The following is a 26400-nucleotide window of genomic DNA, read 5'->3' on the forward strand; positions in this document are numbered from 1 at the left end:
CGTATCAACTGCCGGGCTCACCGCTTCTGCCCTTGTGACAATAAATCATATTCGACCGACACCTTCCCGATCCTGGCGCGGCGTTCCCTGATTTCGGCCCTCTTTTCCCTGCCAGAAAAACACACCCGTCAGGCCGTCAATCGACCGTTTCAATGTTGTTACCTGCGTTGGGTGGGTCTTGTGCCCGGCCGCGATCTCTTGCGCCGTCTTGTCTCCGCGCACCGCCTCAGGCGCTACCATAGCTTTGAACTTGTTCGAAAAACTCCGTCTCCTGGTCATGGATGTATCCCGTCATCAGTGTTGGATACATCCTGGCAAGCTGCCCAGAGTTGCCGGACCACTTCAGGGCAGGTCGGGTGTACAGAATATCCCTCCAAATCGGTATTGCCGAACCGCTGTGGATGAGACTATAGTTATTATGTATACACATAATGGATGGCGACCGTGATCTTTGCGACCAATGCCTTGTTGCCGGACGGATGGGCCCGGAACGTCCGGGTGACCCAGTCCGATGGCGTGATCGTCAAGGTCACCTCGGGCACCACGGCCGAGGCGGGCGACATCCGCGTATCGACCCTGTTGCCCGCTCTGTCCAACCTGCACAGCCATGCCTTTCAGCGGGCGATGGCGGGCATGACCGAACACCGGATCGCAGGGCGGGACAGTTTCTGGACCTGGCGCGACCTGATGTACCGGTTCACCAGGCAACTGACGCCCGAACAGGTCGAGGCGATCGCCGCTTTTGTGTTCATGGAGATGCAGGAGGCGGGCTATGCGGCGGTCGGTGAATTCCACTACCTGCATCATCAGCCGGACGGGGCGCCTTACGGCGACATGGCCGAGCTTTCCGCGCGGATATTGGCGGCGGCTGACCAGACGGGCATCGGCCTGACCCATTTGCCGGTGCTTTACACCTATGGCGGGGCAGGGGCGCAGCCGCTGGCCGCCGGACAGGGGCGGTTCAGCAACACGGTCGAGCGTTTCGCAGAGTTGCTCGATGCCGTGCGCCGCGCCGCGCAGGTCTTGCCCGCCGATACCCGCGTCGGCATCGCCCCGCATTCGCTGCGGGCCACGAACCCGGCCGATCTGGCCGAGGTTCTGTCTTTGGCGAACGGCAATCCGGTCCACATCCATGTGGCGGAACAGCCCAGGGAAGTGGCTGACATCAGCGCATGGCTTGGCGCGCGTCCGGTGGAATGGCTGTTGCACAATGCCGCGCTCGGGCCGGACTGGTGCCTGATCCATGCCACCCACATGACCGCAGCCGAGACGGAAAACCTGGCGCGGACCGGCGCAGTCGCAGGTCTGTGCCCGATCACCGAAGCCAACCTGGGCGATGGTCCGTTCAATGGACCCGGGTGGCTGGCGGCGGGCGGGGCGTTCGGACTCGGTTCCGACAGCAACGTGCGGATCTCGCTGACCGAGGAATTGCGCACGCTGGAGTACAGCCAGCGGCTGCGCGATCTGGCCCGAAATATCCTCGTCAACGGCGAGGGGTCGGTGGGGCAGGCGCTGTATACCGGAGCGGCACTGGGCGGGGCACAGGCCCTGGGACGCAAGGCGGGGCAGATCGCGGCGGGTCATCTGGCGGACCTTACCGCGATCGACGCCGACCATCCGACGCTGTGTGCCCTGCGGCCCGATCAACTGCTGGACGGGCTGGCCTTTGCCGCGACGGATCAGGTCGTAACCGACGTCTGGTCGGCCGGGCGGCACCGCGTGCAAGGTGGTCGGCACGTTCATCGCGACGCCATCGTTGCGGGCTGGCGTCAGGCTGTTGCGGGTCTGCTGGCCTCGGTCTGAACGTCAGACAGGCGCACCAGAATCGCAGTGGCCGCCTCTGCCACGACGATGTCCCCAAGTTTTCCGAGTGCGCAGGCTCCCGGCGGGACGATGGATCCGGCGACCGTGACCGCACCTGCCAAGACCAGCAGTCCAGCCAGGTCCGGGCGGCCCGCACTCCGGTCCGGACCACGAATGACGGTGACCTCGGCAGAGATCCGGGCAGGGTCGTATATCACATTGAGATCGCGGATGGGTCCGCCCACCATACGGCTGTCAATTGCCAGATCGCCCGAAAAGGCGATGGGTTGCAGCGGGCGGGCGGCCAGAATGCTGTTGGCCGCATGCAGGTCGAGTCCGGCGCCGTCAATGACCGTCAGGATGCGGTCATATCCAGCAAAAGAAGAGAATGGCCCGTCCGAGGCGACCTCGGCAACGCTCAGCCGCCACCGCCAGTCGCCCGCCGCCCTGTCCCGCGCGATTTCATGAGTGATGCCGCCGCCGTTTTTCCACGCGCTGGTCGCAAATTCGGCAGGGGTGATGATGCGAAACATGGCGGCGGATATCCTTGCTACACGTGTACAATTCCATGAATCGCATAATCCGAGTTATGTATTTTTTTCGAACGTTTCATAACCCGACGCGTGGTGGCGCAGTCCGGGCTTCATAACAAGAAGATGTGCGCAAAGACGATGGCCTGCAACAGAAGAAACAGCGTGTTGATCGCAATCAGTATCAGCCCCCTGACACCCGGCGCGAACAGCCTTTGCAGTGACGTCTTGACGCCGAGAGCCGAGATTGCGACCACAAGCAGGAAGCGCGAGGTTTCGTTGACATGGGTCAGCAGCCCGTCCGGCAGAGGCACCAAGTTGCGCACGCCCATCAGGACGATGAAGGCCACCACGAACCATGGCAGCCCGGCGGTACCACCGGCTTCCTTGCGGAAGATGATGGCGACAGCCGTCAGGACGACCGGCAACAGGGCCACGCGCAGCAGCTTGGTGAAGGTGGCGATGTCGCCTGCGGTGTCGCTGACCGAATACCCCGCGCCGACGACCTGCGCGACATCGTGGATCGTCGCCCCGATCATGTAGCCGCTTTCGATATCCGCCAGACCGAGATAACGGAACAATACCGGGTAGGCGATCATCGCAAGGGTGGACATTGCCGTGACGCCGACAACGGTAAGCAGAACATCCTCTTCCTTGAGGTATTTCCGGGGCAAGACCGCCGCAATGGCCATTGCCGCCGAGGCACCGCAAATCGCGACCGAGCCACCCGTGAGCAGACCGAATGCAGTGGTGCGGCCAAAGACCCTTGCGAAGGCGACGCCGCCGATCAGGGTCAGAACCAGCATCGCCACCACGCCGACCATCGGGGTGATGCCCAATTGCGAAACATCCGCAAAGGTGAGCCGAAGCCCAAGCAGCGCCACACCCAGACGCAGAAGGGTGCGCGAGCAAAAGCTGATGCCCTGCGCGGTTTGCGGCATGTCGTTCATGAAATTGAAGGCCATGCCGATCAGCAGCGCAAACAGCATCGCCGGCGCGCCATAATGCTCGGCGAGGAAACTCGACGCCAGCGCGATGGTGACCGAGAGCGCGATGCCACCGCGATGGGTCTGCATCCAATTCAACAGCCTTGGCGTCGGGGCGTGTACCGTGGCGTCGGCCTCCAGGGCGCGCTGGTCAGGATGGGACATCAGCCGCACTCAGATCAAAGGACTCGTCGGGGAAGAACTTTGCCAGGCGGATATCGGCAGAGCGCGCATGGCCTTCCATGCCTTCGAGCCGGGAAATCCGCGCTGTTGCCTCTGCCAGCGGCCGCGCGGCCGCGCGGGTGGCGCGTTGCCACGTCACGGTTTTCATGAACTTGTGCACTGAAAGCCCGCCGGTATAGCGCGCGGCGCCGGAGGTTGGCAGAACGTGGTTCGGCCCCGCCGTCTTGTCGCCAAAGGCCACGGTGGTTTCTTCACCCAGAAACAGCGATCCGTAGGAGCGCAGACGTTGCAGCCACCAGTCGAGATCTGCGGCCTGGATGTGCAGGTGTTCGGGGCCATACCGGTCCGACACGGTGGCCATTTCTTCGGCACTGTCGCACAGCATGACTTCGGCGCAGTCGGCCCATGCGGCTTTGGCGCTCTGGCGGTTCGGCTCTGGCAGCGTGTCAATCAGAACCGGCACCCGTTCCATCACCCTCTCGGCCAGTCCGAGATCCGAGGTGACCAGCCAGACCGGCGAATTGTACCCGTGCTCGGCCTGCCCCACCAGATCCATTGCCACCAGTTCCGCATCCGCCGTGGCATCGGCGACAACCATGCTGTCGGTGGGGCCTGCAACCATGTCGATCCCGACAGTCCCGAACAGGATGCGCTTGGCCTCGCCGACATACTGGTTGCCGGGGCCGACCAGAATATCCGCTTTGTGCAGACCGAACAGCCCGTGCGCCATGGCGGCAACGCCTTGCACGCCCCCCATCGCCAAGATCTTGTCCGCACCGCAAAGGTCCATGGTGTAGAGGATGGCCGGCGGGATGCCGACGCCGGGGCGCGGCGGGGAACAGGCCGCGATATGCGCAACGCCAGCCACTTTGGCGGTGGTGATCGTCATGATCGCGCTGGCGATATGACTGTAGCGCCCCCCCGGAACATAACATCCCGCAGCGGACACCGGGATCTGCCTTTGCCCGGCCACCAAACCGGGAATGATCTCGATTTCACAATCGGTGACAGAGGCGCGTTGGGCCTCGGCGAACCTGCGGATATTGTCGTGGGCGAACTGGATATCAGCCTTGAGCCTGTCCGGCACCAGAGCCGCTGCCGCCGCACGTGTTTCGGGCGTGACGACGATCTCTCCGGCCCATTTGTCCAGATCCCGGGCGAACCGGCGCGCAACCTCTTCGCCGCCTGTGTCGATCTCGGCCAGCATCCTGGCCACGACATCGTGTATTTCGTCCTGATCTGTTTCAGCAAGGCGAACGGCTTTTTTCAGATAGATCATTCTTTTGACTTTCCAGTTACATCCTGGCCTTGCAGTGCAGGCCGCGGCGATCGACGCCGCGCTTCAAGAGGTCGAAAGCGCCAAACCCGCAGAGCCCGCGACAAGCGTTTCGAAAGATGGGTCGAGATGGCGTCCAGATTTAGAATGCAAGCATTTGTCCTTGCGGGTTTCAGACGGATCGGGCGGCTCCAGCGCCGGAATCGTTAGCTGGCGGCGTGGGACAGGATAGCCTTGACCAGTTGGTCAAGGGTGTCAAAGACAGTGGCGTCAGGTGACACCGCCTCCGGAATCAGTGAAAATTCGGTGCAGGCGATCATCTGAACACTGGCGCCGCGCCGAACCAGATCTGCGGACGCTGACGCCAGAATGGCGCACGCTTCGGGTTGTGGCCCTCTGGATTTCAGCTGTCGGATCGCGGCCAGCATCTGTGCCTCGTCGTCAGCATACAGCGCCCTCAGCCCGTGGCGCCCGAGCGGCGCGTCGAACAACCCGACCCGGCGCACTGCCGGTGATGCAAGCACGCCGACAACGCGATCGTCCCCCGCCAGCGCCGCCGCATGCGCGACCGACAGCGCGACCATATCCAGAAACGGCACCGTGACAGCGGCGCGGATCGCCTCTGCGTAATGGTGGGCGGTATTGCAGGGCATGGCCAGCGCCTCGGCTCCGCCCGCCACCAGCCGCCGGGCCATGTCGGCCAGCGCCGGGGCCGGATCAACCGTGCCGCCTTCGAGAAGATGCCTTATCCGCGACGGCACCTGGGTGTTCTGATCGACGATCAGCGGGATGTGATCGCTGTCATCCTGCGCGCTTACCCCGGCCAGGATCTTCTGCATGATCAGGATGGTCGCCTCCGGGCCCATCCCGCCCAGGATTCCGATCCGGCGCATCAGCTGGTGGCCCGCGTCTGAAGGGCCGCAACGGCGTCCACGATAAGATCGGCCAAAAGCGCGCAATCCGGCAGGGTGAAACTCAGTGGCAGACGCATGTCGAACAACCCCGCCAGAATCCGGTCTGTCTGCGGCAGATTTTGCGCCGCCACGTAGCGCCAGCTGTGGTGGTCAGAGGTGAAGCCGATGGGGTGTGGCGCGCCGAACCATTTGACTTCGACCCCCGCGCCGGACAGCCGCGCGACCAGAGTTTGCGCATTTTCCGCCGTGATCCCGGGCAGGCGGAACTGGATCGACGAGCCGACATAGGCCTCTGCTTCGGGGCGTGTCGGCAGCCGGATCGCCGGATGTGCCGCGAGCTTTGCCGCGACCAGGTCGTAGCGCTCGTTCCAGGCCGCGATGCTCTGGTCGATCCGGCGAAGCTGCGGGCGCAAAAGGGCAGCGCGCAGGTTGTCCATCCGCGCCGAGGTGTTCGGCGTATCGAGCCGGATGTCGTCGTAAACCTCTGTTGCAGGGCCCGCGCCATGGCGGTCAAACAGCATGTAGGACCCCGATAGGATCGTCGCACGCGCCATGAATTCGGCATCCTGAGAGGTCAGCAATCCGCCCTCTCCGGAATTCAGATGCTTGTAGGTCTGGGTGCTGAAACAGCCGGCCAGTCCGAACGACCCCGACAATTTGCGGTTCCAGCGCGCGCCCATCGTATGCGCGCAATCCTCGAGGACTGTGATGTCCAGTTCGGTGGCGATCTGCATCAGGCGCTCCATGTCGCACAGATGGCCGCGCATATGGGACAGCAGCAGAAAACGGGCCCCGGTCTGACGCGCTTTCGCGGCAAGATCGTCAAGATCAATCACCAGGTCATCGGTGATTTCGACCAGCACGGGTTTGCCGCCGACAACGGCGATCGCGCCGGGCACGGGGGCAAGCGTGAACCCGTTCGTCAGCACCAGATCACCCATTTTGACGCCTGCCGCGCGCAAGGCGATCTGCATCGCCTGCCCCCCCGACGCCACCGCCAGACAGAAGGGCTGCCCCTGCCAGAGGGCAAAGTCGCGCTCGAGTTCCATTGTCTCGCCGGGCACGCCGGGTGCGGTGTTGTAGCGGTGCAGTCGGCCCGAGCGCATCACCGCGACCGCCGCTTCGATGGCGTCCTCGGGGATCGGCGGTTGCTGTGTGAAGCTCTTGGAGAAACGCGCACGGGCCATAAGATCAGTCCACCATCAGGGCTTGGTTGCCTTCTGCAAAGACGGCGTCGTAACCGAACAGCGCCGCGGAACCCCCAGTATGCAGGAACACGACGCGTTCGCCCTTCTTGAAATTGCCCTTGCGACAATAATCAATCAGACCGGCGGCGCCTTTGCCCGAGTAGACCGGATCAAGCAGGATGCCCTCGAGCTCTGCGAACATGCGGATCGCCTCGATGGTGTCCTCGCGCGGTACGCCATAGCCGGCGCCGACATAGCTGCAATCAGCAACCACATCCCCGCGCGAAACCACATTCGGGCAGCCGAGCTTTTCCGCCGTTTTCAGGGCCAGGGCAAACACGTTCTCCTCCTGCTTGTCCCTGGGGGCCCGCACGCCGAATCCGGTCAGCGGGATGCCTGCATTGATGGCCTTCAGCCCGGTGATCAGGCCCGCTTGCGTTCCGGCGGAACCGGTCGCGGTGACGATCCTGTCGATCACCAGGCTGCGGTCATTGGCCTGACCGACAAGTTCGAAGGCACAATTCACATACCCCAATGCGCCGGTGGCGTTCGACCCGCCACCCGGAATGAGATACACCTTGCGCCCCTCAGCGCGCAGGCCCTCTGCCACGCTTTCCATTTCGGCCTGCATGTCCAGGCCGCCGGTGCGCTTTGAAGTGGTGGCGCCGTGCAGGTGGTCGAGCAGCACGTTGCCGTTGCGGTTGTAGTTGGAATCGTTCGAACCGGTGCGGTCCTCGAGCAGAATGTGGCACCCCAGTCCCAGCTTGGCCGCAAAGGCGGCGGTCTGGCGGGCGTGGTTGGACTGGGTCGCGCCCTGGGTCATGACCGTATCGGCCCCCATGGCCATCGCCTCGGCCATGAGAAATTCCAGTTTGCGGGTCTTGTTGCCGCCGGTCGAAAGGCCGGTGCAGTCGTCGCGCTTGATCCAGATTTCCGGTCCCCCCAGCTCTTTCGACAACCGATCAAGCTTTTCCAGTGGGGTTGGCAGGTGGGCGAGATGGACGCGCGGAAAACGGGCGAGATGCATTGAGAGATCCTTGGATAACTTGTGTGTTCCGAAGATTGCGCAAGGCATACCGCTATGCAAAGTCGAAAAAATTGATGTATCATGCAGAAGTTGCAAGTTGGAGAAAATGATGCGGCTGGAGTGGCTCGAAGACATCCTGGCTGTTGCCGAGACCGGATCTTTCAGCGGGGCGGCCGACCGGCGTCTGCTCACCCAATCGGCGTTTTCCCGAAGGATACGGCAGATCGAGGACTATGTCGGTGTCGAACTGTTTGACCGGACCCACAAGCCGATTCGGCTGCGGCCGACGACCGAGGCGCAGCGGGAACAGATCTTGATGCTGAATTCCGCGCTGAGGCAGCTTGTCGTCGATCTGCGGCGCGGCGAGCGGATCACCAGCAACCGTGTTGTCATCGCCTGCCAGCACGCGCTGACGGCGACACGGGTTCCTGCACTGGTCCAGCAGATGCCGACCACGCGCGACGGGATCTATGTGCGGCTGCGCTCGGCAAATCTCGATGAATGTGTGGGCATGCTGCTGTCGCGGCAGGCGGATGTTGCAATCGTGTACCAGCTTCCCGACGAGAGGAACGAGGTTGGCGCCGATTTCCTCGAGGAGCTGATGATTGGCACCGACCGGCTGATCCCGGTGTCCAACGCGCCGCTGCCGAAGGCCCCTGCCCTGACCGAACACAATGGCGAAATTCCCTGCATCACCTATCCGCCGGATGTGTTTCTGGGGCGGGTGATGGAACGCAAGATCCTGCCGTTCTTCAACCCGGGCCTGCGCCATGTCCCGAAGGTGGAAACCGCACTGACACTGGCCGCGGTGGAGATGGCGGCCATCGGGATGGGCGTGGCCTGGGTGCCGGAATCCCTGGCGCACGACCGGCTGACAGCCGGTACGCTGGTGGATCTGTCGGAGGTGCTGCCGTCATGTGACATGCAGGTCATGGCAATGCGCGTGCAGGGCAAGCCGAACCTGGCGGAGGGAATATTCTGGTCCCGGCTGCAAGCAGTCTGAGCACAGGGACGTCCGAACATGGGCCCCCGGAACTCCACCCGGGCGGGAGAACCAAGAGGCCCATGTCACGCGCTGCATCCGGTGCGACCACGTTCTGCCGCAGTGCTCCGTGTCAGGGACTGACCCGGACCTTGAACAGCACGCTGCCTTCGGCGCCGGCGCCATGGGTTCCGCTGCACTCCCAACGCAGTGGACCCGCGTATCCGATGACGTTCGTTGCGGGATCCCCCACGGAACATATCAGCGTCGGACCGACGTTGACCGGTGTTTCGATGAGAGCGGCCAGGATCGTGTAGGGCGGTGTGCGATCATGGATCGAGATGCTCGAGGCCGCGGTCTGGCTGGGATTGATGATGGTGATGCGATACACCAGCACGTCGCCCGGAGCGGCCTGGTTGGAATAGCCCTCTGGCGTGCCCTGGGTTTCGTTGCGCACCGTCTTGATCAGAACCAGCTGGCTGCCCCCCACTTCGACCGATACGCGATCAACGTTGGAAATCGCATGGCTGGACGTCGTGCCGGCAAAGGCGGTGGTGGCCGTGAGCCGGTAGGTCAACATCGACCCGGGGGCGAGCCCGCTGCTGGCGGAAACCCGCGAGATCAGGCAGATTTCCTCGCCGGCCTGCACCGCAATCGGATCGTTGACCGGCAGTTCCGGGTTGCCGTCGCAATCACTGTCGAGGAACAGCGCGAAAGAGAACGCGCCTTCGGCCGGTTCCGTAACCTCATCGTAGAGAAAGGTCACCGTTCCGCTGCTGGCAGCGCGATACAGATGCGGCAGCACGGCAATCTGTCCGGCGCCCACCGCTGTCTCGCGGTCTTCGCTCAGCCCGGGCAACGGTATCAGCCCCAGATCCAGACCTGCGTAATTGGTGTCCGGCGCCGGCGCGAAGGCGAAAGAGCCGTCATGCGCATTGGGATTGCTCAGCCCGGGAAGGGCGCCGGGCGCCTCGGAGATCGCCATCCAGCCGGGGGCCGGGGCCACCGAGACCGTCAGGTTGCCGCTGTAGGCGGGCGCCAGAGCATAGCTCCAACGACCGTCAGCGCCGACTTCGGGACTGGCCAGCAGCGCCCCGGTGTCGTCCAGCAACAGGATCTCGCCTTTGTCGGTGCCCGCTTCGCCACCAGTGGCCTGCCCGTCATGGGCTGACCCGCCACCTGCGCCATCATCCCGCAGCACCCGGCCCGACAGGATGCGGTCGGCGCTGGCGAGGAACAGGGTTACGCTGGCCTCGTCGTCATCCGCGACACCGTCGCCAAGGTCGTCCACCAATGGGCCGCTTCGGGGATCGCTGTCGAGATCGGGAAGCGAACTTTCGGTAATTTCGACGATGTTGGTGTAATCGCCGCCTGCTTCGACCCGGACACGCAGAGTCAGCGTTTCTGTCGCTCCGGACAGTATTTCATCGACAAACCACACACCGGTGCCGGGGTCGTAGAAATCGCCGGTCGCAGGGGCGTCGTCACTGAGATAGGTGAAACCCGAGGGGATCTTTTCGATCACGGTGACACCCGATGGTGAGCCGGGCCCGGCGTTGGACACGGTGACCACCCAATCGATGACATCGCCTTCGACAACGGTGCTGGCCACCGTGGCAGAACCGGCCCGGAGCGCTTGTTTGGTGATGGACAGGTCGCTTTGCTGCGGATCAAAGCCGAAGTTGCGTTCGACCGTGAAGCTGGCGGAATCCACAGTCACCCCGACCAGCGGATTGGAGGTGCCGATCTGCGAGCCGGGCGGGAGGTCTGCATCGTTGACGTCCACTTCGACCCGGTACGTCGTCGCCGAGGGCAGGCCGACAAAGGCATAGGTGCCATCAGGTTGTGTGTCGACACTGGTGATCAGGCTGTCGTCTCCCAGATCATTGGGCGTGCCATTGTCGGAATACAGGTCAACGCGGATACCACCGCCCAGATTGACCTCGTCGGCGTCTCGTTCGTCCGAAGCGTTCTGGTCGATGTAGACATTGCCGCCGAACCCCGAAAGCGGCAGGGGTGTGCTTCCCCGGCACGACGCACCATCGCTGAAGCCGCCTTCGTCGGGCCCGGTCGCAAGGAACTGGCGGTTGCCGGTGGTGGTGTCGATCAAATAGACCGCGTTGCTGTCCTGTTCGTAAGCGTACATGCGGCCATTTTCGTCAAAGAAGACGGCGGACCAGATGCCGGTATGAATCGCAGCGCCGAATTCGACAACGGTTGTCAGCCCCGCGATGCCGTCGTTGGCAAAGGCGCGGAATACCCGACCGGTGTCTTCATTCACGCCGTAGATGAACCCGTCCAGCGGATTGATGGCAAAATCCGACACCGCGACAGGCTGGGACAGGGTCAACAGGCCGGCGTCAACGGGCGCCGCCGGATCCGTCAGGTCCAGAAGCTGCCAGGTGGTGGCATCCACCTCGTAGACCAGTGTGCCGTTGCTCAGAATGTCACCGGCATCCTCACCACGTTCAGCCGAGTTCGGGAAGTCGGGCATCAGGGTAAACTGACCGGTGCCATCCACCCGCCAGAGCTCGTCCTTGCCAGGACGAACGCCATAGATGTAGCCGTCCAGCAGATTGTAGCCCCATCCTGCATCCAGGCGGCGCGGGGCGGTGCCAAAGCTTTGCAAGGCCAGGGAATAACTGCCGCCCGCATCGGTGAACCGCATCTTGCGCAGTTCGGTCGGATCGTCGGCCAACAGGTACAGACCGCTGTCGCAGGACACCGGAGGCACGTCACCCGAAATCGTGGTCTGATAGTCTTCGACCTCGCCATCCAGGGCAACCGGCACCACACCCTCGGTGGAAGACCAGCGAAAGCGCGCAAAGGTCGGCGTCAGCACCGCGCCGGAAGGCACCGACACGTCAAAGCGGATCTCTCCGTTGAGGACGCCATCATTGTCACCGGCGCCGCCGTCCTGCACATTCGAGGCGATCTGGTCGGCCGCATCGAAGGTGCCGTTGCCGTCGAAGTCGATCCAGGCTTGCAGATAGGCGATCCCCCCCGTGAGGCCACCCGCGCCGCTGGTGACTTCGTTCACCGTCACGACGATTTCCGTGGTGGCACCTGCAAACAGCTGGGGCAGGCTGACGCCGTCCTCGTCGTCATTGCCATCGAGATCATCGCCGGTGGCATCCGGTGACGCCTGGGAGGCTGCCTCGGGATCCGGAGGAATTGCGCCGAGATATGTGCCGGCCACGTCGACGTCGGCGATGACATGCAAGGGATCGCCATAGCTCGCAGGCGCATCACCGCGATCGACCAGAGGCGCGGCCGCGATGTTGATCGCGAAATCCTCGACTTCGCCGTTCGGGGCGGCATCCGCCACGCCCAGAGCCGGGGCCGTCGACCAGCGAAAGCGCGCAAATGTCTGATCAAGCACCGCGTCGCCCGGAACAATCACCTCGAACTGGATCAACCCGTCGCCGGCCAGCTGATCCGCACCTGTGCCGTCATCCTGGAGATCGACCGCGATGGCTTCGGCCGTTGCCACCTCCATCACGTTGTTGCCGTTGAAATCAATCCACGCGGTCAGGTTGCCGTCCGCACCCTGGACCGTGGCTTCGATGGTGGCGAGAAACCCCTGAACCAGCGGCGGAATGGAAACCCCGTCGTCGTTGTCGGACCCGGCATCACCGGCATTGCCCGGACCGCTGTCGCCGGTCACGGTTTCGCCCAGCTGCACCGTCGTGCCGACATCCAGCGCGTGTATGGCATCGCCGTAAACCGAAGGCGCATCGGTAAAGTCGGCGCAGGCCTGAATGTCGGTCAGTTGCAGCGATCCGGCAAAATTGACACTGTTGTTCTGCCGGGGCGCATGACGGATGACGATCCGGTCGACCGGGGCGCCAAAGCCTACAAGAACGGCAAAGTTCTCTGCCAGTCCGACGGTGGAAAGGGTGCCGCTGCGCTCGCCCAACACCGACCCGTCGGCATTGGCCTCGCGCAGCATCGGGGCCGAGATCGGCCCGTCCGCAATCGAGGGCTGCACGCGCAATCCGTCCCGTTCGCCATACACCGTGACGGATTCGTCGAGGTCCAGGCTTGTGACATAGAACTCTACGGCGCTCATCGGGGTATCGAAATTGATATCAACCGTGGAGTACTGCTGAGTCAGCACCGGACCACCGCCGTATCCCGCCGCATAAAGCTGGTTCGACGTGCCGATTGCGCCCGGGCGCAGAAGCACCGAATTATCCGTCGCGGTCACCGTTCCAGCGATACCATAGCGTGAGAAGCTGGTGGTCAGGCCCAGGGCGGCCGGGCTGTCGGACGCCCAGTCAACCGCGGAAAAGCGGCTGCCATTGCAGACAGGCAGCGTCTCGGCCGGTACGGCCGTCACCGCGACGGTGACGCTGTCGGTGTCGGCGCCGCCCTCGGCGCTTGAAATCGCGGTGTCGGCAGTGATGCTGCCGCCCGCAGCCGCGGCGACATAAGCGTCGAATTCGATGGCACCGCTGCCGAGCCCGCCAAGGGTTGCCATCGGCGCAAAGGAGAAGGTGCCTGCTCCAGGCGCTGTTGCAGGACGGATGTCCTCGCCGCTGATCACCCGAAAGTTCCCGGTTCCCGAGATCTCGGGCGGCAGGGTTGCGGTGGCCTGCACATTGGTCATCGGGCCAAGCGCGGTGTTCACATAGCTGACGCGGTAGGTGAGTGTTGCCCCCTGGGGAATGTCGCCACCCGTGTAGGGTGTGCCGTTCACCGCGCTGATGGTAATCGAGACAAACAGGTCATCCGGCCCGGCCGGCGAAACGGTCGAGGTGCCCGCGACCCAATACCGCCAGGGATTATCGTTGCCCGAGGCAGCGCCTTCGGCGGAATCGCCGCCGTGACCTTCGGCGTTGAAATAGCCGATGGCGTCAAGGTCGGTGATCTTGACTTCCATCACCGCGTAGTAGGTTTCGCTCTGGGCGATACCGCCAAAGGCATAACGCACGGCATTTGTACCGGCCGGCAATACCGAGGCAGTGCTGTTGTTGAGCGCGAAGCCTTCCGAGGTTTGCGAACACACCTCGACTGTATTCACGCCCGGGTCCAGCACTTCGGGGAACACCGACCCGGCGCCGGTTGCCGGACCGTCGGGACCGGCCAGAAGCGGGTCGTCCGCCCGGCACGACCCGGGATAGCTGATCCGGTTCCAGGGTCCGGTGACGCCATACCGGTCCCAGTCGGTGCCGGACTCCGGCCCGGCCACCGGGCTGCCTGCGCGAAAGGGTGTCGCCCCGCGTCCACCGGTGATGGTTGTTTCCTCGCGCGTCGTGAACCCGTTCGGGTCGATGTTGCCGCCCGAGCCGAAGGCGTTGATCTGCACCGCGTCCCATTTGTTGTGGACGCGCGGAGTGCCGGTGCCGCCGACGCTGGGCCAGGGCGTGCCGTTGGTCGGGTTGACCAGATACCCGTTCTGCAATGTCGCAACATCCGAGCCGTTGGCGAACAGCGCGGTGTCCGACCGGGTCGAGTAGAAGATCCCGGTGTCGCCATAGATATACGCCAGTCCGGCATTGCAGGTGTCGATGGAATAACCAGCGGCGTCGCATTGCGAAGTGTCGGAAGGCGACCAGCCGTTGGCCGAAATGTCGAACGTTTGCTGGCCCTTGGGTCCCCAGCCCTTGGACACGCCCGAACCGGTGCTGGCACGGGCCGGGCGGGCATCCACGGCTGTTCCTGTCGCATCGGTGATATAGGTGCTGACCACCTCGGTTCCGGCCGGCACATACAGCGTGGCATAGCCACCCGGGCCATCCAGGGTGCCGGCGGTGATCACCGGAAAATCGGCGATGACCCCGATGATGTCGCCTTCGGAGATCGGCGGCAGACCGGCGGCGACATTGTCCGCGATCTGCTGGCGGGATGCCGGTGTCAGGGTGATGCCCCCGCCCCCGAGCCATGCCCCGTGGGCCAGCACCCCCACGGCAAGTCCGATCCAGATCAAAAGGCTGAGGATTGCTCTGAAACCACGGCGCCGCAGGACAGGGGTCAGCATAATCTTCTTTCTCCACAAAGTTGACAATCAATGTTCAGAGCACAGAGAAACCCTTCCCTATGCCTCGCAAACAAACCGCGCTCACCGTGCAGGATCTGATCCCGCAAGGTCATGACCTACCTAACGCAATGGAGCTTGCCGTCGGGAACGCGATAGCAGAGAGCGGCGATACCGTAGGTCATGGCGGCGCCCCGATGGGTCACTGCCCTATCCTTTTGATCAGGGCCCCTGACCGAATGAGCAAAACCGGCGGGTAGGAGGTCGCTCCGAAAGGCTTTTGACCGGCAGGCATGATCGGATGCGCCGCATGTCCCCGTGCGTCGGGTGAGTGCGGAACTCTCTTGCTGCACTGCTGCTTTCGGATGCGGACCCGGCCCGGATGGCGGGCGCTGTGATCCGCCGACAGGTTATTACGCCTGCGCCAAAGAAATTGGCCGTTGTCCCGGTGTTCTCCTACCTTGCCCCAAAGCCCTGCTGCGGACTGATCCGGCAACCGGGCTGTGCTGGACAGGGGACCAAAGACGCCATGCGAGAGATCATCGACATTCACCCACACGTCATTTCCCCGGACACGGTGGCCTATCCGGTGAAACCGATTGGCGGCAACCAGTCGAAATGGTCAGAGGCCCACCCCACCAGCCACGAGGATCTGATCGCGGCGATGGACATGGCCGGCGTGGCCCGGTCCGTGGTGGTGCAGGCCTCGACCGCCTATGGTCACGACAACCGATATCTGGCGGCAATGACACAGGCCTATCCGGACCGTGTGGCGGGGGTTTTTTCCGTCGACGCCATGGCCGGGGATGCCGTCGAGCGGATCCGCTACTGGGCCGGCCAGGGGCTGGTCGGGATGCGACTGTTCACCACCGGCACCACGATGCCGGGTCAGGCCGACTGGCTGGGGGATCCCGCCAGCTATCCGGCCTGGGATTACGCGTCCCGGACAGGGTTGCCGATCTGCGTGCAGATGCAGCAGGCGGGCATTCCAAAGATCCGCGCCCTGCTGGACCGGTTCCCCGAAGCGGTTGTCATTCTCGATCACATGGCGCGCCCGGCACTGGACGATGGTGCGCCCTACGCCCGGACCCGGGCTTTGTGGGATCTGGCCGAATACCCCGGCGTGCACCTGAAGCTGACGATCCGCAATCTCGACGGCGCGCTCGAAGGCAACTCGACCACGTCGGATTTCCTGGATCAGGTGATGGGCACCTATGGGTCGGCCCGGGTGGCCTGGGGGTCGAATTTCCCGGCTGCCGGAAAGACACTCAAAGAGCTGGCAGAGCGGGTGCAGACGGCGCTGGCGCCGCTGTCCGAGGCGGATCAGGCGATGATCCTGTCGGGCACCGCGAAAAAGCTCTATCCGGCGCTGACCCGGATGGCGGGTCGTGCGGCATGAGCACTGCTCTCAGTCTGGCGCTGGGACATCACCCCATCAGCCGCGCGGTCACGTCTGAACGTGCCTCCGCGCAGGGGCTGGAACTTGATGTCCGGCACATTGATCCGATCCACAATGCCTTTGCACCGATGATCCGCGAACAACGGTTCGATATCAGCGAACTGGCCATCGCTTCGGCGATGCAGGCGGTGGCCTATGACAAGCCCCTGGTTTTGCTGCCGGTGACGCTGGCGGCGCGGTATCAGCACAAGTGTCTGGTCTGCAATTCCGAGCGCGGCGCATTCAGCACCGACGCGCTGGTGGGCAAGCGGGTCGGCGTGCGGGCCTATACCCAGACAACCGGCGCCTGGGTGCGCACCATCCTGCAAACCGAATACGGCATAGCGCCGCTGGACATGCACTGGGTCACGCAGATGGGGGCGCATGTCGAGGAATACCCTGAGCCCGCACATGTCGAGCGGGTCGGCAAGTCGGCCTCGCTCGTCGAGATGCTGCAAAATGGCGACATCGACGCCGCGATCTTTGGCAACGACCTGCCGGATCTGCCCTGGGTGGTGCCGGTGATCGCGGATCCCGAGGCAGCGGGGCGTGCCGCCCATGCCCGCACCGGCGTCGTGCCCATCAACCATGTCCTGACGGTCAGCGCCGATGTCGTGGCGCGGCGCCCCGAGGTTCTGACCGCGCTCATGGCCCTGTTCCGGGCCGCAAAGACCGCGACCGGCGATTCCCGCGAAATTGACCTCTATCCACTTGGTCTTGCGGCGATGCGGCCTTCGGTCGAAGTGTTTCTGGCGTCGGCCTACGACCAGAAACTCCTGCCCGACAGAATCAGCTTTGAAGAGCTGTTTGCCCCGGCGCGTCGGATTCTGGGTGAACTGGCGGACTAGCCTCCGGGCGCCGGGAAAATTCCGCCGCGCGGGCAAGTTCGGCGAGAAAGTACTGTTGCGGCCGGGTCGGCGCGCTTTTGACGCGGGCGGTGTAGCCGATGACACGCGTGGTGCTGGCCAGGGTTTCCGACAGCACCATCAGTTGTCCGTCTTCTTCCTCGTATTTGATCTGATGGCGCGAGATCAGGGCCAGGGTGTCGCTTTCCCGCAGGATCGCGCGCACCGCCATGTGTGAGGCGACCTCGTAAATCTGCGACGGCTTTTGTCCGCAGGCCGGAAAGATCATTTCAAATTCACGCCGGGCGGGGGATCCTTCGCGCGGCGCGATCCAGGGAAATTTCAGAAACGCATCCAGCCCCGGGCGGGCGTGCCCGGCCAGCGGATGTCCGCTGCGCGCGACCACGCAGAGCCGGTCGCTGAACAGCGGCGTTTCGACAACATCCGGGGTTGGAGCGGGCTCGCGCAGGGTGCCGACAATGTAATCGATGTCGCCGTCCCGCAGCGCCGCCAGCAAGGTTTCATATGCGCCTTCGACCATCTGCACCCGCACATCCGGAAAGGCCATGCCGGTTGCAATCAACGCTTTGGGGGTGATGTAGGTGCGCGCCATCGGCAGTGCTCCGACCGAAAGCCGTCCGCTGTGCAGTCCTGCCGCATCGTTGAGTTCGTCGCGCGCCAGTTCAAGTTCGCGCTGCGACAGCTTGGCCGCGCGGGCCAGAAGCGCACCGGCCTCCGACAGCCGCAACTGGTCGCCGTCCCGAAACATCAGACGCAGGCCCAGCCGCCGCTCGAGCGTGTTGAGGTTGCGGGCCATCGCGGCGACGGTGGTTCCGGTGATCTGCGCGGCGGCGTCCTGTGTCGGTGCCCGCGATATGGCCGAGAGCGCTTCGATCTGAACCGACTTGAGCAAAAGATCGGGGCTTTGTTCCGCCGTACCGTTCGGCATGTGAATCAGACCTGCGCGCAGGGCGTCAAACACCCGGGCAACCCGGCGCAGCATGATCTCGCCGGCGTCGGTGGGGTACATCCCGGTCGGGTGACGGACAAAGAACGCGGCGCCAAAGGCTTTCTCCAGGCGCGCGATGGCCTGAGTGACAGCGGGCTGCGACAGGTTCATCTCGGCGCCGGCGCGGTTGACGCTGCGCAGGGCGCCGACATGCAGCAGCGCCTTGAGATGCCGCAGGTTGGGCAATTTTTCAAAAGGCTCGCGGGGGCCGTTGGTCATGGTGGCGGCGCCGCCTTCCGTGTGGGGATCGTTCTGGCGTGTCATCCGGCGCAGTCTAGGGCAAGCTGCAGGGCGTAGGTAGACCCCTGCAGCCTGCGCGCCGGACTAGTTCGACTGTCCGATGATGTCCTTGTACTGCGTCAGCAGCGCCGTCTGGGACGTGATCAGCGCCTGCAGCGCATCTGCGTCCATCGGGTCGAGCGGCGATTCCGAGCTTTCGGACCATGAAACTAGCTCGGGATCGGCCAGCGCCTCGGAAAAGGCCGCGCTGATCCTGGCCGAAACGGCGCCATCGACGCCCGGCGGCAGCCCGAAGGCGCGCACCAGCCCGAGATTGGCCAGATCCGGATAGCCGGCGGCGCCAGCCTTTTCCGTGTCGGGAAAGGCGGTTACATCGCGTTCGGACATCAGCAGGATGCCCTTGAGGTCACCGCCGCTGTTGAACGACGCGGCGGTGGTGATCGGCGTCACCGAAGCCATCGCGTCCCCCCGTACCACCCCGAGCAGCGCGTCGTTGTTGCCCGGATAGCCGGTGATCACCTGGCACTCCAGCCCGACTTCGCCGCACATGATACGGTTGGCCGCAAGACCGGAAGAGCCATAACCGGTAAAGGTGATGGTCTTGCCGGCCGCCTTGAGGTCGGCGATGGAGTTGTACGGCGAATCCTTTGCGACAACGATGATGTACTGGTTGAAGGCCATCGCCCCGAGCCAGCCGATCTTGTCCAGGTCATAGGGCGGGTTTTCGCCGTTCACCACCGGCTCGATGATGCCGGGGACATTGAAGATGGCCATGGTCTGACCGTCGGGGCGCGCCGCATAGGCTGCCTGAGCCCCCCGCATCCCGCCGCCGCCCGAGATATTCTTGGGCACGATCTGCACACCGATGTTTTCCCCCATCACCTTGGCCAGGATCCGGGCATAGGTGTCAAAGCCGCCGCCCGGGCTGGACGGGATGATGACCTCGACATCGCCTTTGGGCCAGTCCTGTGCCGCTGCGGGCGTGCTCAGCAGCGCGGCACCCAGCATCGCCGCCGCCGTGGTCCGCATGATGTTGCGTTGGGATTGCATCTGTTTCTCCTCCTCAGATGACGTGTCAGATGTAGCCGCCGAACAGCAGACCTTCAAAGATCGCGTAGCCCAGCAGGTATTCGAATGTGATGTAAAGGCTTGCGGTCAGACCCAGGGCCATTGCCACACAGGGCAGCAGCGGCTTGCCGGCATAGAACCGCAGGTAGGCAAAGACATAGACCGGGATCGCCAGGTAAAAGCCAAAGAGCGTTGCCAGCGCCGTGAACGCCGCCATCCATGCGAAAGCGGCGATTTCCTTGGCAACCGGGGCGCTTTCGCCGCCCTGCCCCGGGCGCAGCATGGCGGCGCCGCCAAAGAAACGACGCAGCGCGAATGCGAGGCGGCCGTTGCCCTGACTGAGAAAGTCCAGCACCAGCAACACCAGTGTGACGCCGGTCACCACCAGAGGCACAGCGCGGGTGTCCGTCTCGTAACCCAGCCCGGTGACCATGTAGATCAGGGCCAGCGCCGTCAGAACGGCGGTCGGTACGATGGCTTGCAAATGGGTGTTCATGAGGTGCGTTCCCTGGCGGTTTTGCGCGTGCGCATCAGGTAGCGGATCAGCGGCACGCAGAGGCTGAGCACGATCAGCAGGAACAATGTCAGCGACAGACCGCGGGTGAAGAACGTGGTCCAGTCCCCCTGCGAGATCATCAGGCTCTGGCGGAAATTCACCTCCATCACGCTGCCCAGGAACATGGCGATCACAAGCGGCAGGCGGGGATAGTCAAACCGGGTCATCAGATAGCCGATCAGGCCGAAGATCACCGCCACGATCACGTCATACATCGAATTGTTGAGCGCATAGGCACCGACCAGCGACACCGGCAGGATCACCGGCACCAGATAATTCACATCGACCAGCGTGATCCGCGCCAGCTGCCGCGCCACCATCAGACACATCACCGAAGCCAGCACCGAAGAGATCGCCAGCGCCAGCATCAGGGTGGTCACCACGTCCATGTGATCGAGCAGGATCGACGGGCCGGGCTGCATCCCGTGCAGCACCAGCAGACCGAGGAACACCGCCATCTCTGCGCTGCCGGGAATGCCGAAGGCCAGTGTCGGGATCAGCGCGCCGCCTTCGCGGGCGTTGTTTGACGCTTCCGGAGCGATCACTCCCAACACATTGCCCTTGCCGAAGGTCTCTGGCTCGTCCGAGATCTGCACCGCTGTCGAATAGGCCAGAAACGCCGCCACCGTGCCGCCGACTCCGGGGATCGCGCCGATGGCCGCGCCGATGGCCGATCCGCGCAGAACTGTTGGCCAGTTGCGGAAGGCCGCCCGCACGCCGTCGCTCACGCGGGTCACCCGGACCTGGGCGGCATCGTCGGTGATGGTGCCCCCCGCCAGATACAACGTGACGATCTGCGAAATCGCGAACAAACCGATCAGGGAAGGCACCAGCGGCACGCCGTCCCAGAGGTAAGCGACCCCGAAGGTAAAGCGTGTGCCGCCGCTGACGTCGTCATAGCCGACAAAGGCGATCATCAGCCCCAGACCGGCGGCGATGAGCCCGCGCAGGAACTTGCCTTCGGTCGACACCGCGATGGCACAGAGGCCCAGAACCGCCAGCATGAAGAACTCAGGCGGGGAAAAGAACAGGATGATTTCCCGCGCCACCGGAAGCGCTGCCAGCAGCAGCAGGATGCCGAGCACCCCGCCGATGGAGGACGCCGCCGCTGCCGCGCCGAGCGCCTCGCCTGCCCGGCCGAGTTTGGTCATCGGGTAGCCATCGAACACCGTCGCCGCATTCGGCGCGGTGCCCGGAGTGTTGAGCAGGATCGCCGTGACCGAGCCACCGAACGGCACCGCGCCCATGATCCCGCCCGCCAACAGCATGGCCGACAACGTGTCCAGACCGAATGTCAGGGGGATGAGCAGCGCCAGAGCGGTGGGGCCGCCCAGCCCCGGAATGATGCCGAAGATCAGGCCCACAATTGTTCCCAACAGCAGATAGATCACGCCGCCGCCGCTGGCCAGTGCGCCGAAAGAAAAGCCGATTGCCTCTAACATCCCCACCCTTTTCCATGGTGTCCTGCCCGGCGTCTCTTGCCGCACTGCCATGCAGGTGCGTCCCTCCTTCGACCGGTCAGGGTAATTGTGTTTGTGTAGCCAGTACTACCCGCTGGTCCGCCTGCAGCCAAATAACATAGCAGCTTGAGCAATAACTTGTCTTGTCGCTGAGCGGTATGCGAATGGCGCGCACCCCGCGCCGCCGTGCCTGCCCGTGCCCCTGCCCGTACATAGACGGGAAGCCCCGGCTATCCGGGATCCGACCTGAGCGCATACTCGGGTGCACTGTGCGACCCCGCAGGCCATGTCCCCGGTTCGGCATGCAGCGTTGCGCCGAGTCTGCCCTGTGTCGCAGCCATCGCTGCCGGTCAACGTTGTCTGAAGATTTACAAGGGCGGCGGCAGAAGGGTCTTGACTTCGATTATCTGTTATATGTTACACATAACATGTAACGAGGGGGCGGACAATGATCACCACGACGGGCGCAGGGGCCACTGGCTGCGCTGACATGCGTCAGCTGTTGACGGCCCCGGACATACTGGCCGTGCCCGGTGCGGCGGATGCGCTGACCGCCCGGGTCATCGCCGCCGCAGGATTTGGCGCCGTCTACCTGACCGGGCTTGGTGCGACGGCGACGCGTCTGGGGATGCCTGACCTCGGTCTGATGACCCAGACCGAAATGGCCGAACATGCCCGCAGCATATGCCGTGCGGTGGTTGTGCCGGTGATTGCCGACGCGGACACCGGCTATGGCGGGCCGCTGAACATTCGCCGCGCGGTGGCCGACTACGTTCAGGCGGGTGTCGCAGCGCTTCACCTCGAGGATCAGGTGACGCCAAAACGCTGCGGCCAGCTTGCCGGAATCAAGATTGTTCCGCAGGCCGAGGCAGAGGCCCGGCTGCGTGCGGCCCTGGCGGCGCGCGACGCTTTCGGTGACATCATGATCATTGCCCGTACGGATGCGTTGCCCGGCTATGGCATGGACGCGGCTGTGGAGCGGGCAAAACGTTATGCCGGACTGGGCGTTGATCTGGTCTTTGTCGACGGTGTGAAAACACGGGCCGAGGTCGAGGCGATCGCGCACCGTGTCGACGGGCCAAAGGTGATCAGTCTGGTGGACGGAACCGACGCCGCAACCCTGAGACTGCGCGAGCTTGAGCAGATGGGCTTTGCGCTGTGTCTCTATGCGGTGACCGGCCTTTTTGCCGGCCTGCACGCCCAGGCGACCGCCTTTGCCGAACTTCGGCGTACTGGCGCCTTGCCGGCGACCGGGTTCACCTACGCGCAGTTTTGTGACCTGATCGGGTTGCCCGCGCTGCAGGAGTTCGCACACCGTTTCGAAACAGGAACCGCAGATGAGTGACGCGGTTGTGCTGATCACCGGCGGCGCCCGGGGAATCGGGCTTGCGATTGCCGAACGTGTGGTCGCGGCGGGGGCGCGGGTGATCCTGTGGGACATCGACGTCGCCGCGCTGGACCAGGCCAAAGCCGATCTGGGCAGCGCCTGCACGACGCAGACGCTGGACATCGCAAGCAGTCAGGCGGTGTCGCAGGCCGAGATGGCGTTGGAAGCCGCGCCGACGCATCTGGTCAACAATGCCGGGGTTCTGGGGCGCGCCATGAACTTCGACGCCATGGATGCGGCAGAAATCGACCGGACGCTGGCGATCAACCTGCGTGGCACGCTGCTGGTGACGTCGGCGTTTCTGCGCGCCCGCACGGCCCACGCCCAGGCGGGCATCATCAACATGTCGTCCATCGCCGGAACCAACGGCGGCGCGCCCGGCCGGGCGGTCTATGGCGCGACCAAGGGCGCGATGATCGCACTGACGGCAGCAATGGCGCGCGATCTCGCGCCGGACCTGCGGGTGAACGCCATCGCACCGGGCATCATCGACACCGAGATACAGACCACACTGTTCGCCAGCCGGGCGGCGCTGGAGGCCACGGTCGCGGGCATTCCCATGGGACGGCTGGGCCAGCCCGCGGACATCGCCGCAACCGCCATCTGGCTGCTGTTCCATGCCCCCTATGTGACGGGTGAAACGATCCGGGTGGCGGGAGGCCGCAAATGAAATCAATCGAAAACGCCTTTTTCCGGCTGATCGACGTGGCGCTGGTGCTTTTGCTGGCGGCAATGACAGTCATGGTCTTTACCAACGTGGTGCTGCGCTACGGCTTTGGCTCGGGGTTGGATATTTCCGAGGAAATGTCGCGGTTCTGTTTTGTCTGGCTGATCTTTCTGGGGGCGATGACCGCCTCGCGGCTGAACATGCACATGGGTTTCGACCTGGTGGTGACAAGCGTCGGACCCACGACGCGGCGGGTGTTGCTGACCATTGCCAACGGGCTGGTGCTGGGGGTCTGCCTGCTGATCCTGACCGGCACGATCCTGCAATGGCATGTCAACGCCACCAACTCTGCCCCGGTATCGGGAATGCCGATGATCTGGCTGTTCGGAATCGCCCTGCCGATGAGCCTGGTCATCGGGTTGATCGCCGGGCTGCGGATGCTGGGATATGCGACCGGACGGCTGAGCACGCTGCCCAACGCGCAACATGGGGTGCACGAATGAGCCTGGTCATATTCCTTGTCACACTGGGTCTGGCGCTGGCAACCGGCGTGCCCGTGGCCTTTGCGCTGATCCTCTGCGCCGTCACGATGGGCATCTCGCTTGACCTGTTCGACCCGCAGATCATCACCCAGCGGCTGGTGGTCGGGGCCAACAACTTTTCCCTGCTGGCGATCCCGTTCTTTCTGCTGGCCGGAGAGCTGATGAACGCCGGCGGCATGTCCAGGCGGATCATCGGTTTTGCCATGGCCTTTGTCGGGCATCTGCGCGGCGGGCTGGGGGTGGTTGCGATCTTTGCAGCGATCATACTGGCGTCGCTGTCGGGCTCGGCGGCGGCGGACACCGCCGCACTGATCGCGATCCTGCTGCCGATGATGCGCGAATCCGGGCACGACGAGGCGCGGTCGGTCGGGCTCATGGCCTCGGGCGGGATCATCGCGCCGATCATTCCGCCGTCGATCGCCTATATCATCTTTGGTGTCGCCACCAACCTGTCGATCACCCAGCTTTTCCTGGCGGGGATCGTGCCGGGCGCACTGATGGGCCTGTCGGCGCTGATGGTCTGGATCTTTCTGGCGCGCCGCGAAAACGTCAGGCCGCTGCCGCGCCGCGACTGGCCCGCACGCCTGCGGGCCCTGCGCGCCGCACTCTGGTCGCTGGGTCTTCCGGTGATCATTCTGGGCGGCATCCGGTTCGGCATCGTCACCCCCACCGAAGCTGCCGTGATCGCCGCTGTCTATGCGCTGGTGATCGGGGTCTTCGTGCACCGCGAGCTCAAGCTGTCGGCGCTGTTCATGGTGTTCCGCAACGCAGCGCTCACCACTTCGGTGGTGATGCTGCTGGCGGCGGCGGCGCTGGCGACCTCGTGGTTCATCTCGATTGCCGACCTCTCGGGCATCGTGCTCGACATGGTGGCGCCTCTGGTCGACAGTCCGCGTCTGCTGCTGCTGGCGATCATGATGCTGGTGCTGGTGATCGGGACGATGCTGGACATGGGTCCGACGATCCTGATCCTCGCGCCGGTGCTGTTGCCGGTGGTCCGCGAAGCCGGGATCGACCCGATCTATTTCGGCGTGCTGTTCGTCATCAACACCGCCATCGGCCTTGTCACCCCGCCTGTCGGCATCGTGCTGTCGGTGTCTGCCGGCGTGTCCGGTGTGCCGATGCACCGCGTCGCCGTCGGATCGCTGCCGTTCCTCGCCGCGCAGGTCGGCGTGATGCTGCTGCTGATCCTGTTTCCGCAAATCGTGCTGGGTCCGCTGGCCTGGATGCGCTGACCGCACACAACCCCATTCATAACCGGAGGAGACCACTTATGAAGACCTTGAAGACCAGCCTCATCGCGCTGCTGACCACCACCGCCTTTGCAGCGCCGGCACTGGCCGACTACAACAGCCACACCTTCAAGGTGTCCAACGGCGCATCCGAAGATCACCCCGTGTCGGCCGGCGTCAACGCCATGTCGGAATGCCTCGAGGCCGGATCGGGCGGCAAGATGAAGCTGCGCGGCTTTTACAATGGCCAGCTTGGTGACGATGCCGAGGCGACGCAGTCGGTGCGTTCGGGATCCATCGAGATGGTGATCACCGGTGCGGCGGCGATCGGCGGCATCGAACCGGCGATGAGCGTCTTTGAACTGCCGTTCATGTTTGCCTCGGACGCCGAGGTCGACGCCATCATGACCGGCCCCTATTTCGATTACGTCGCCGAAAAGATGCCCGAGCACGGGCTGGTGATGCTGTCGATCTGGGAAAACGGTTTTCGCAACGCCACCAACGGCAGACACGCGATCAACGCGGTGTCGGATTTCGAAGGTCTGAACTTCCGCGTGATGCAGAACCCGATCTTCCTCGACACCTTCCGCCGTCTGGGCGCCAACCCGGTGCCGATGGCCTTTGGCGAGGTCTTTACCGCGTTGGAAACAGGGGCTGTCGATGGCCAGGAAAACCCGCTGCCGCTGATCCAGGCATCGAAATTCTATGAGGTGCAAAAGTATCTGACCCTGACCCGCCACGCTTATTCGCCGACCCCGGTGCTGATGGGCAAGACGGTCTGGGACGGCCTGAATGCCGGCGAGCAGGCGCTGGTTCAAAGCTGCGCCGACACCGCGCGTGATGCACAGACCGCGAGGTCGCGTGCCGTGACCGAGCAGGCCAGGACCGAGTTGCAGGCCGAGGGCATGGAAGTGTCCGAATTGTCCGCCGAAGAAATGGACAAGCTGCGCGCGCTGGTCGCTCCGGTCTACGAGGCCGGCATGGAGACGGTCGGCCGGGAGAACTTTGACGCGCTGATGGGGGAATTGAAGGCCCTGCGCGGCAACTGAACCTGACGACCCGCCGCGCGGCCTCTCTCTCCCGGGTCG

Annotated in this window: 21 protein-coding genes; 9 read left to right on the forward strand and 12 right to left on the reverse strand. The window is 64.0% G+C overall.

The window, feature by feature from the left end:
• Nucleotides 1-45: 45 nt before the first annotated feature.
• Complete coding sequence (locus FOY53_RS10650) at nucleotides 46-240, reverse strand: hypothetical protein (RefSeq protein ID WP_146588588.1); 195 nt, start codon at nucleotides 238-240, stop codon at nucleotides 46-48.
• Nucleotides 241-435: 195 nt separating this feature from the next.
• Here FOY53_RS10650 and FOY53_RS10655 point away from each other — a divergent pair, with 195 nt between their 5' ends.
• Nucleotides 436-1803: a formimidoylglutamate deiminase gene (locus FOY53_RS10655; protein ID WP_146588590.1), complete on the forward strand. Its 1368-nt coding sequence runs from the start codon at nucleotides 436-438 to the stop codon at nucleotides 1801-1803.
• On the opposite strand, the gene FOY53_RS10660 is transcribed toward FOY53_RS10655, so the two are convergent.
• From FOY53_RS10660 to cuyA, 6 genes are all read right to left on the reverse strand, one after another.
• Nucleotides 1770-2336 carry a HutD/Ves family protein gene (locus FOY53_RS10660; RefSeq protein WP_146588592.1) on the reverse strand — a complete coding sequence of 189 codons (567 nt, stop codon included), beginning with the start codon at nucleotides 2334-2336 and terminating at the stop codon, nucleotides 1770-1772. The two genes, FOY53_RS10655 and FOY53_RS10660, sit on opposite strands and share 34 nt — an antisense overlap.
• Before the next feature lie 110 nt (nucleotides 2337-2446).
• Nucleotides 2447-3484, reverse strand: coding sequence for a YeiH family protein (locus FOY53_RS10665; RefSeq protein ID WP_246107352.1), 1038 nt, complete (start codon nucleotides 3482-3484; stop codon nucleotides 2447-2449).
• Nucleotides 3471-4781, reverse strand: coding sequence for a histidinol dehydrogenase (hisD, locus tag FOY53_RS10670; RefSeq protein WP_146588594.1), 1311 nt, complete (start codon nucleotides 4779-4781; stop codon nucleotides 3471-3473). The genes FOY53_RS10665 and hisD overlap by 14 nt, the downstream gene beginning before the upstream one ends.
• Before the next feature lie 203 nt (nucleotides 4782-4984).
• Nucleotides 4985-5671 (reverse strand): cysteate racemase, encoded by a 687-nt coding sequence (gene cuyB / locus FOY53_RS10675; protein ID WP_186766573.1) that lies wholly within the window; start codon nucleotides 5669-5671, stop codon nucleotides 4985-4987.
• Nucleotides 5671-6879: a DegT/DnrJ/EryC1/StrS family aminotransferase gene (locus FOY53_RS10680; protein WP_146588597.1), complete on the reverse strand. Its 1209-nt coding sequence runs from the start codon at nucleotides 6877-6879 to the stop codon at nucleotides 5671-5673. Before FOY53_RS10680 ends, cuyB begins: the two co-directional genes overlap by 1 nt.
• 4 nt (nucleotides 6880-6883) lie before the next feature.
• Nucleotides 6884-7906, reverse strand: a complete 1023-nt coding sequence (gene cuyA / locus FOY53_RS10685; protein ID WP_146588599.1) for a D-cysteate sulfo-lyase — start codon at nucleotides 7904-7906, stop codon at nucleotides 6884-6886.
• 109 nt (nucleotides 7907-8015) lie between these two features.
• Between cuyA and FOY53_RS10690 the strand changes: the two genes are divergently transcribed.
• Complete coding sequence (locus tag FOY53_RS10690; RefSeq protein ID WP_222435244.1) at nucleotides 8016-8909, forward strand: LysR family transcriptional regulator; 894 nt, start codon at nucleotides 8016-8018, stop codon at nucleotides 8907-8909.
• A gap of 112 nt (nucleotides 8910-9021) precedes the next feature.
• Here FOY53_RS10690 and FOY53_RS10695 read toward each other — a convergent pair whose 3' ends face one another.
• The gene (locus FOY53_RS10695) at nucleotides 9022-14871 is read right to left on the reverse strand and encodes a DUF11 domain-containing protein (RefSeq protein ID WP_146588604.1); all 5850 of its coding nucleotides are present in this window, start codon (nucleotides 14869-14871) and stop codon (nucleotides 9022-9024) included.
• 526 nt (nucleotides 14872-15397) lie between these two features.
• Between FOY53_RS10695 and FOY53_RS10700 the strand changes: the two genes are divergently transcribed.
• Together FOY53_RS10700 and FOY53_RS10705 are read left to right on the forward strand one after the other, a co-directional pair.
• Nucleotides 15398-16267, forward strand: coding sequence for an amidohydrolase family protein (locus FOY53_RS10700; RefSeq protein WP_146588605.1), 870 nt, complete (start codon nucleotides 15398-15400; stop codon nucleotides 16265-16267).
• Nucleotides 16264-17154, forward strand: a complete 891-nt coding sequence (locus FOY53_RS10705; protein ID WP_146588607.1) for a substrate-binding domain-containing protein — start codon at nucleotides 16264-16266, stop codon at nucleotides 17152-17154. The genes FOY53_RS10700 and FOY53_RS10705 overlap by 4 nt, the downstream gene beginning before the upstream one ends.
• On the opposite strand, the gene FOY53_RS10710 is transcribed toward FOY53_RS10705, so the two are convergent.
• Genes FOY53_RS10710 through FOY53_RS10725 form a run of 4 tightly spaced genes read right to left on the reverse strand, consistent with a single transcriptional unit; the run spans nucleotide 17096 to nucleotide 21466 of the window.
• Nucleotides 17096-18424: a LysR family transcriptional regulator gene (locus tag FOY53_RS10710; protein WP_146588610.1), complete on the reverse strand. Its 1329-nt coding sequence runs from the start codon at nucleotides 18422-18424 to the stop codon at nucleotides 17096-17098. The genes FOY53_RS10705 and FOY53_RS10710 overlap by 59 nt on opposite strands.
• A 60-nt stretch (nucleotides 18425-18484) precedes the next feature.
• On the reverse strand, nucleotides 18485-19450 hold the full coding sequence (locus FOY53_RS10715) for a Bug family tripartite tricarboxylate transporter substrate binding protein (protein WP_146588612.1): 966 nt from the start codon (nucleotides 19448-19450) through the stop codon (nucleotides 18485-18487).
• A 25-nt stretch (nucleotides 19451-19475) separates the two neighbouring features.
• Nucleotides 19476-19964 carry a tripartite tricarboxylate transporter TctB family protein gene (locus tag FOY53_RS10720; protein WP_146588614.1) on the reverse strand — a complete coding sequence of 163 codons (489 nt, stop codon included), beginning with the start codon at nucleotides 19962-19964 and terminating at the stop codon, nucleotides 19476-19478.
• The gene (locus tag FOY53_RS10725; protein ID WP_146588616.1) at nucleotides 19961-21466 is read right to left on the reverse strand and encodes a tripartite tricarboxylate transporter permease; all 1506 of its coding nucleotides are present in this window, start codon (nucleotides 21464-21466) and stop codon (nucleotides 19961-19963) included. Before FOY53_RS10725 ends, FOY53_RS10720 begins: the two co-directional genes overlap by 4 nt.
• 466 nt (nucleotides 21467-21932) lie before the next feature.
• Here FOY53_RS10725 and FOY53_RS10730 point away from each other — a divergent pair, with 466 nt between their 5' ends.
• From FOY53_RS10730 to dctP, 5 genes are read left to right on the forward strand one after another with little or no spacing between them, the layout of a single operon-like run.
• Nucleotides 21933-22829, forward strand: a complete 897-nt coding sequence (locus FOY53_RS10730) for an isocitrate lyase/PEP mutase family protein (protein WP_246107353.1) — start codon at nucleotides 21933-21935, stop codon at nucleotides 22827-22829.
• On the forward strand, nucleotides 22822-23541 hold the full coding sequence (locus tag FOY53_RS10735) for an SDR family NAD(P)-dependent oxidoreductase (protein ID WP_146588617.1): 720 nt from the start codon (nucleotides 22822-22824) through the stop codon (nucleotides 23539-23541). The genes FOY53_RS10730 and FOY53_RS10735 overlap by 8 nt, the downstream gene beginning before the upstream one ends.
• Nucleotides 23538-24041, forward strand: coding sequence for a TRAP transporter small permease (locus tag FOY53_RS10740; RefSeq protein WP_146588619.1), 504 nt, complete (start codon nucleotides 23538-23540; stop codon nucleotides 24039-24041). The genes FOY53_RS10735 and FOY53_RS10740 overlap by 4 nt, the downstream gene beginning before the upstream one ends.
• Nucleotides 24038-25315 carry a TRAP transporter large permease gene (locus FOY53_RS10745; protein WP_146588621.1) on the forward strand — a complete coding sequence of 426 codons (1278 nt, stop codon included), beginning with the start codon at nucleotides 24038-24040 and terminating at the stop codon, nucleotides 25313-25315. The genes FOY53_RS10740 and FOY53_RS10745 overlap by 4 nt, the downstream gene beginning before the upstream one ends.
• 38 nt (nucleotides 25316-25353) lie before the next feature.
• Entirely contained in the window at nucleotides 25354-26361 is a 1008-nt protein-coding gene (gene dctP / locus FOY53_RS10750) for a TRAP transporter substrate-binding protein DctP (protein WP_146588623.1), read from the forward strand.
• Nucleotides 26362-26400 lie beyond the last annotated feature (39 nt).

Source organism: Puniceibacterium confluentis (assembly GCF_007923445.1).
Lineage (GTDB): Bacteria > Pseudomonadota > Alphaproteobacteria > Rhodobacterales > Rhodobacteraceae > Puniceibacterium > Puniceibacterium confluentis.

Coding starts and splice junctions, on each gene's coding strand:
- FOY53_RS10725 (WP_146588616.1), bottom strand. CDS start 21,466: ATGTTAGAGGCAATCGGCTTTTCTTTCGGCGCACTGGCCAGCGGCGGC.
- cuyB (WP_186766573.1), bottom strand. CDS start 5,671: ATGCGCCGGATCGGAATCCTGGGCGGGATGGGCCCGGAGGCGACCATC.
- FOY53_RS10715 (WP_146588612.1), bottom strand. CDS start 19,450: ATGCAATCCCAACGCAACATCATGCGGACCACGGCGGCGGCGATGCTG.
- FOY53_RS10650 (WP_146588588.1), bottom strand. CDS start 240: ATGGTAGCGCCTGAGGCGGTGCGCGGAGACAAGACGGCGCAAGAGATC.
- FOY53_RS10655 (WP_146588590.1), top strand. CDS start 436: ATGGCGACCGTGATCTTTGCGACCAATGCCTTGTTGCCGGACGGATGG.
- FOY53_RS10730 (WP_246107353.1), top strand. CDS start 21,933: ATGATCACCACGACGGGCGCAGGGGCCACTGGCTGCGCTGACATGCGT.
- cuyA (WP_146588599.1), bottom strand. CDS start 7,906: ATGCATCTCGCCCGTTTTCCGCGCGTCCATCTCGCCCACCTGCCAACC.
- FOY53_RS10735 (WP_146588617.1), top strand. CDS start 22,822: ATGAGTGACGCGGTTGTGCTGATCACCGGCGGCGCCCGGGGAATCGGG.
- FOY53_RS10740 (WP_146588619.1), top strand. CDS start 23,538: ATGAAATCAATCGAAAACGCCTTTTTCCGGCTGATCGACGTGGCGCTG.
- FOY53_RS10720 (WP_146588614.1), bottom strand. CDS start 19,964: ATGAACACCCATTTGCAAGCCATCGTACCGACCGCCGTTCTGACGGCG.
- FOY53_RS10665 (WP_246107352.1), bottom strand. CDS start 3,484: ATGTCCCATCCTGACCAGCGCGCCCTGGAGGCCGACGCCACGGTACAC.
- FOY53_RS10705 (WP_146588607.1), top strand. CDS start 16,264: ATGAGCACTGCTCTCAGTCTGGCGCTGGGACATCACCCCATCAGCCGC.
- FOY53_RS10710 (WP_146588610.1), bottom strand. CDS start 18,424: ATGACACGCCAGAACGATCCCCACACGGAAGGCGGCGCCGCCACCATG.
- FOY53_RS10745 (WP_146588621.1), top strand. CDS start 24,038: ATGAGCCTGGTCATATTCCTTGTCACACTGGGTCTGGCGCTGGCAACC.
- FOY53_RS10700 (WP_146588605.1), top strand. CDS start 15,398: ATGCGAGAGATCATCGACATTCACCCACACGTCATTTCCCCGGACACG.
- FOY53_RS10660 (WP_146588592.1), bottom strand. CDS start 2,336: ATGTTTCGCATCATCACCCCTGCCGAATTTGCGACCAGCGCGTGGAAA.
- FOY53_RS10680 (WP_146588597.1), bottom strand. CDS start 6,879: ATGGCCCGTGCGCGTTTCTCCAAGAGCTTCACACAGCAACCGCCGATC.
- FOY53_RS10690 (WP_222435244.1), top strand. CDS start 8,016: ATGCGGCTGGAGTGGCTCGAAGACATCCTGGCTGTTGCCGAGACCGGA.
- FOY53_RS10695 (WP_146588604.1), bottom strand. CDS start 14,871: ATGCTGACCCCTGTCCTGCGGCGCCGTGGTTTCAGAGCAATCCTCAGC.
- dctP (WP_146588623.1), top strand. CDS start 25,354: ATGAAGACCTTGAAGACCAGCCTCATCGCGCTGCTGACCACCACCGCC.
- hisD (WP_146588594.1), bottom strand. CDS start 4,781: ATGATCTATCTGAAAAAAGCCGTTCGCCTTGCTGAAACAGATCAGGAC.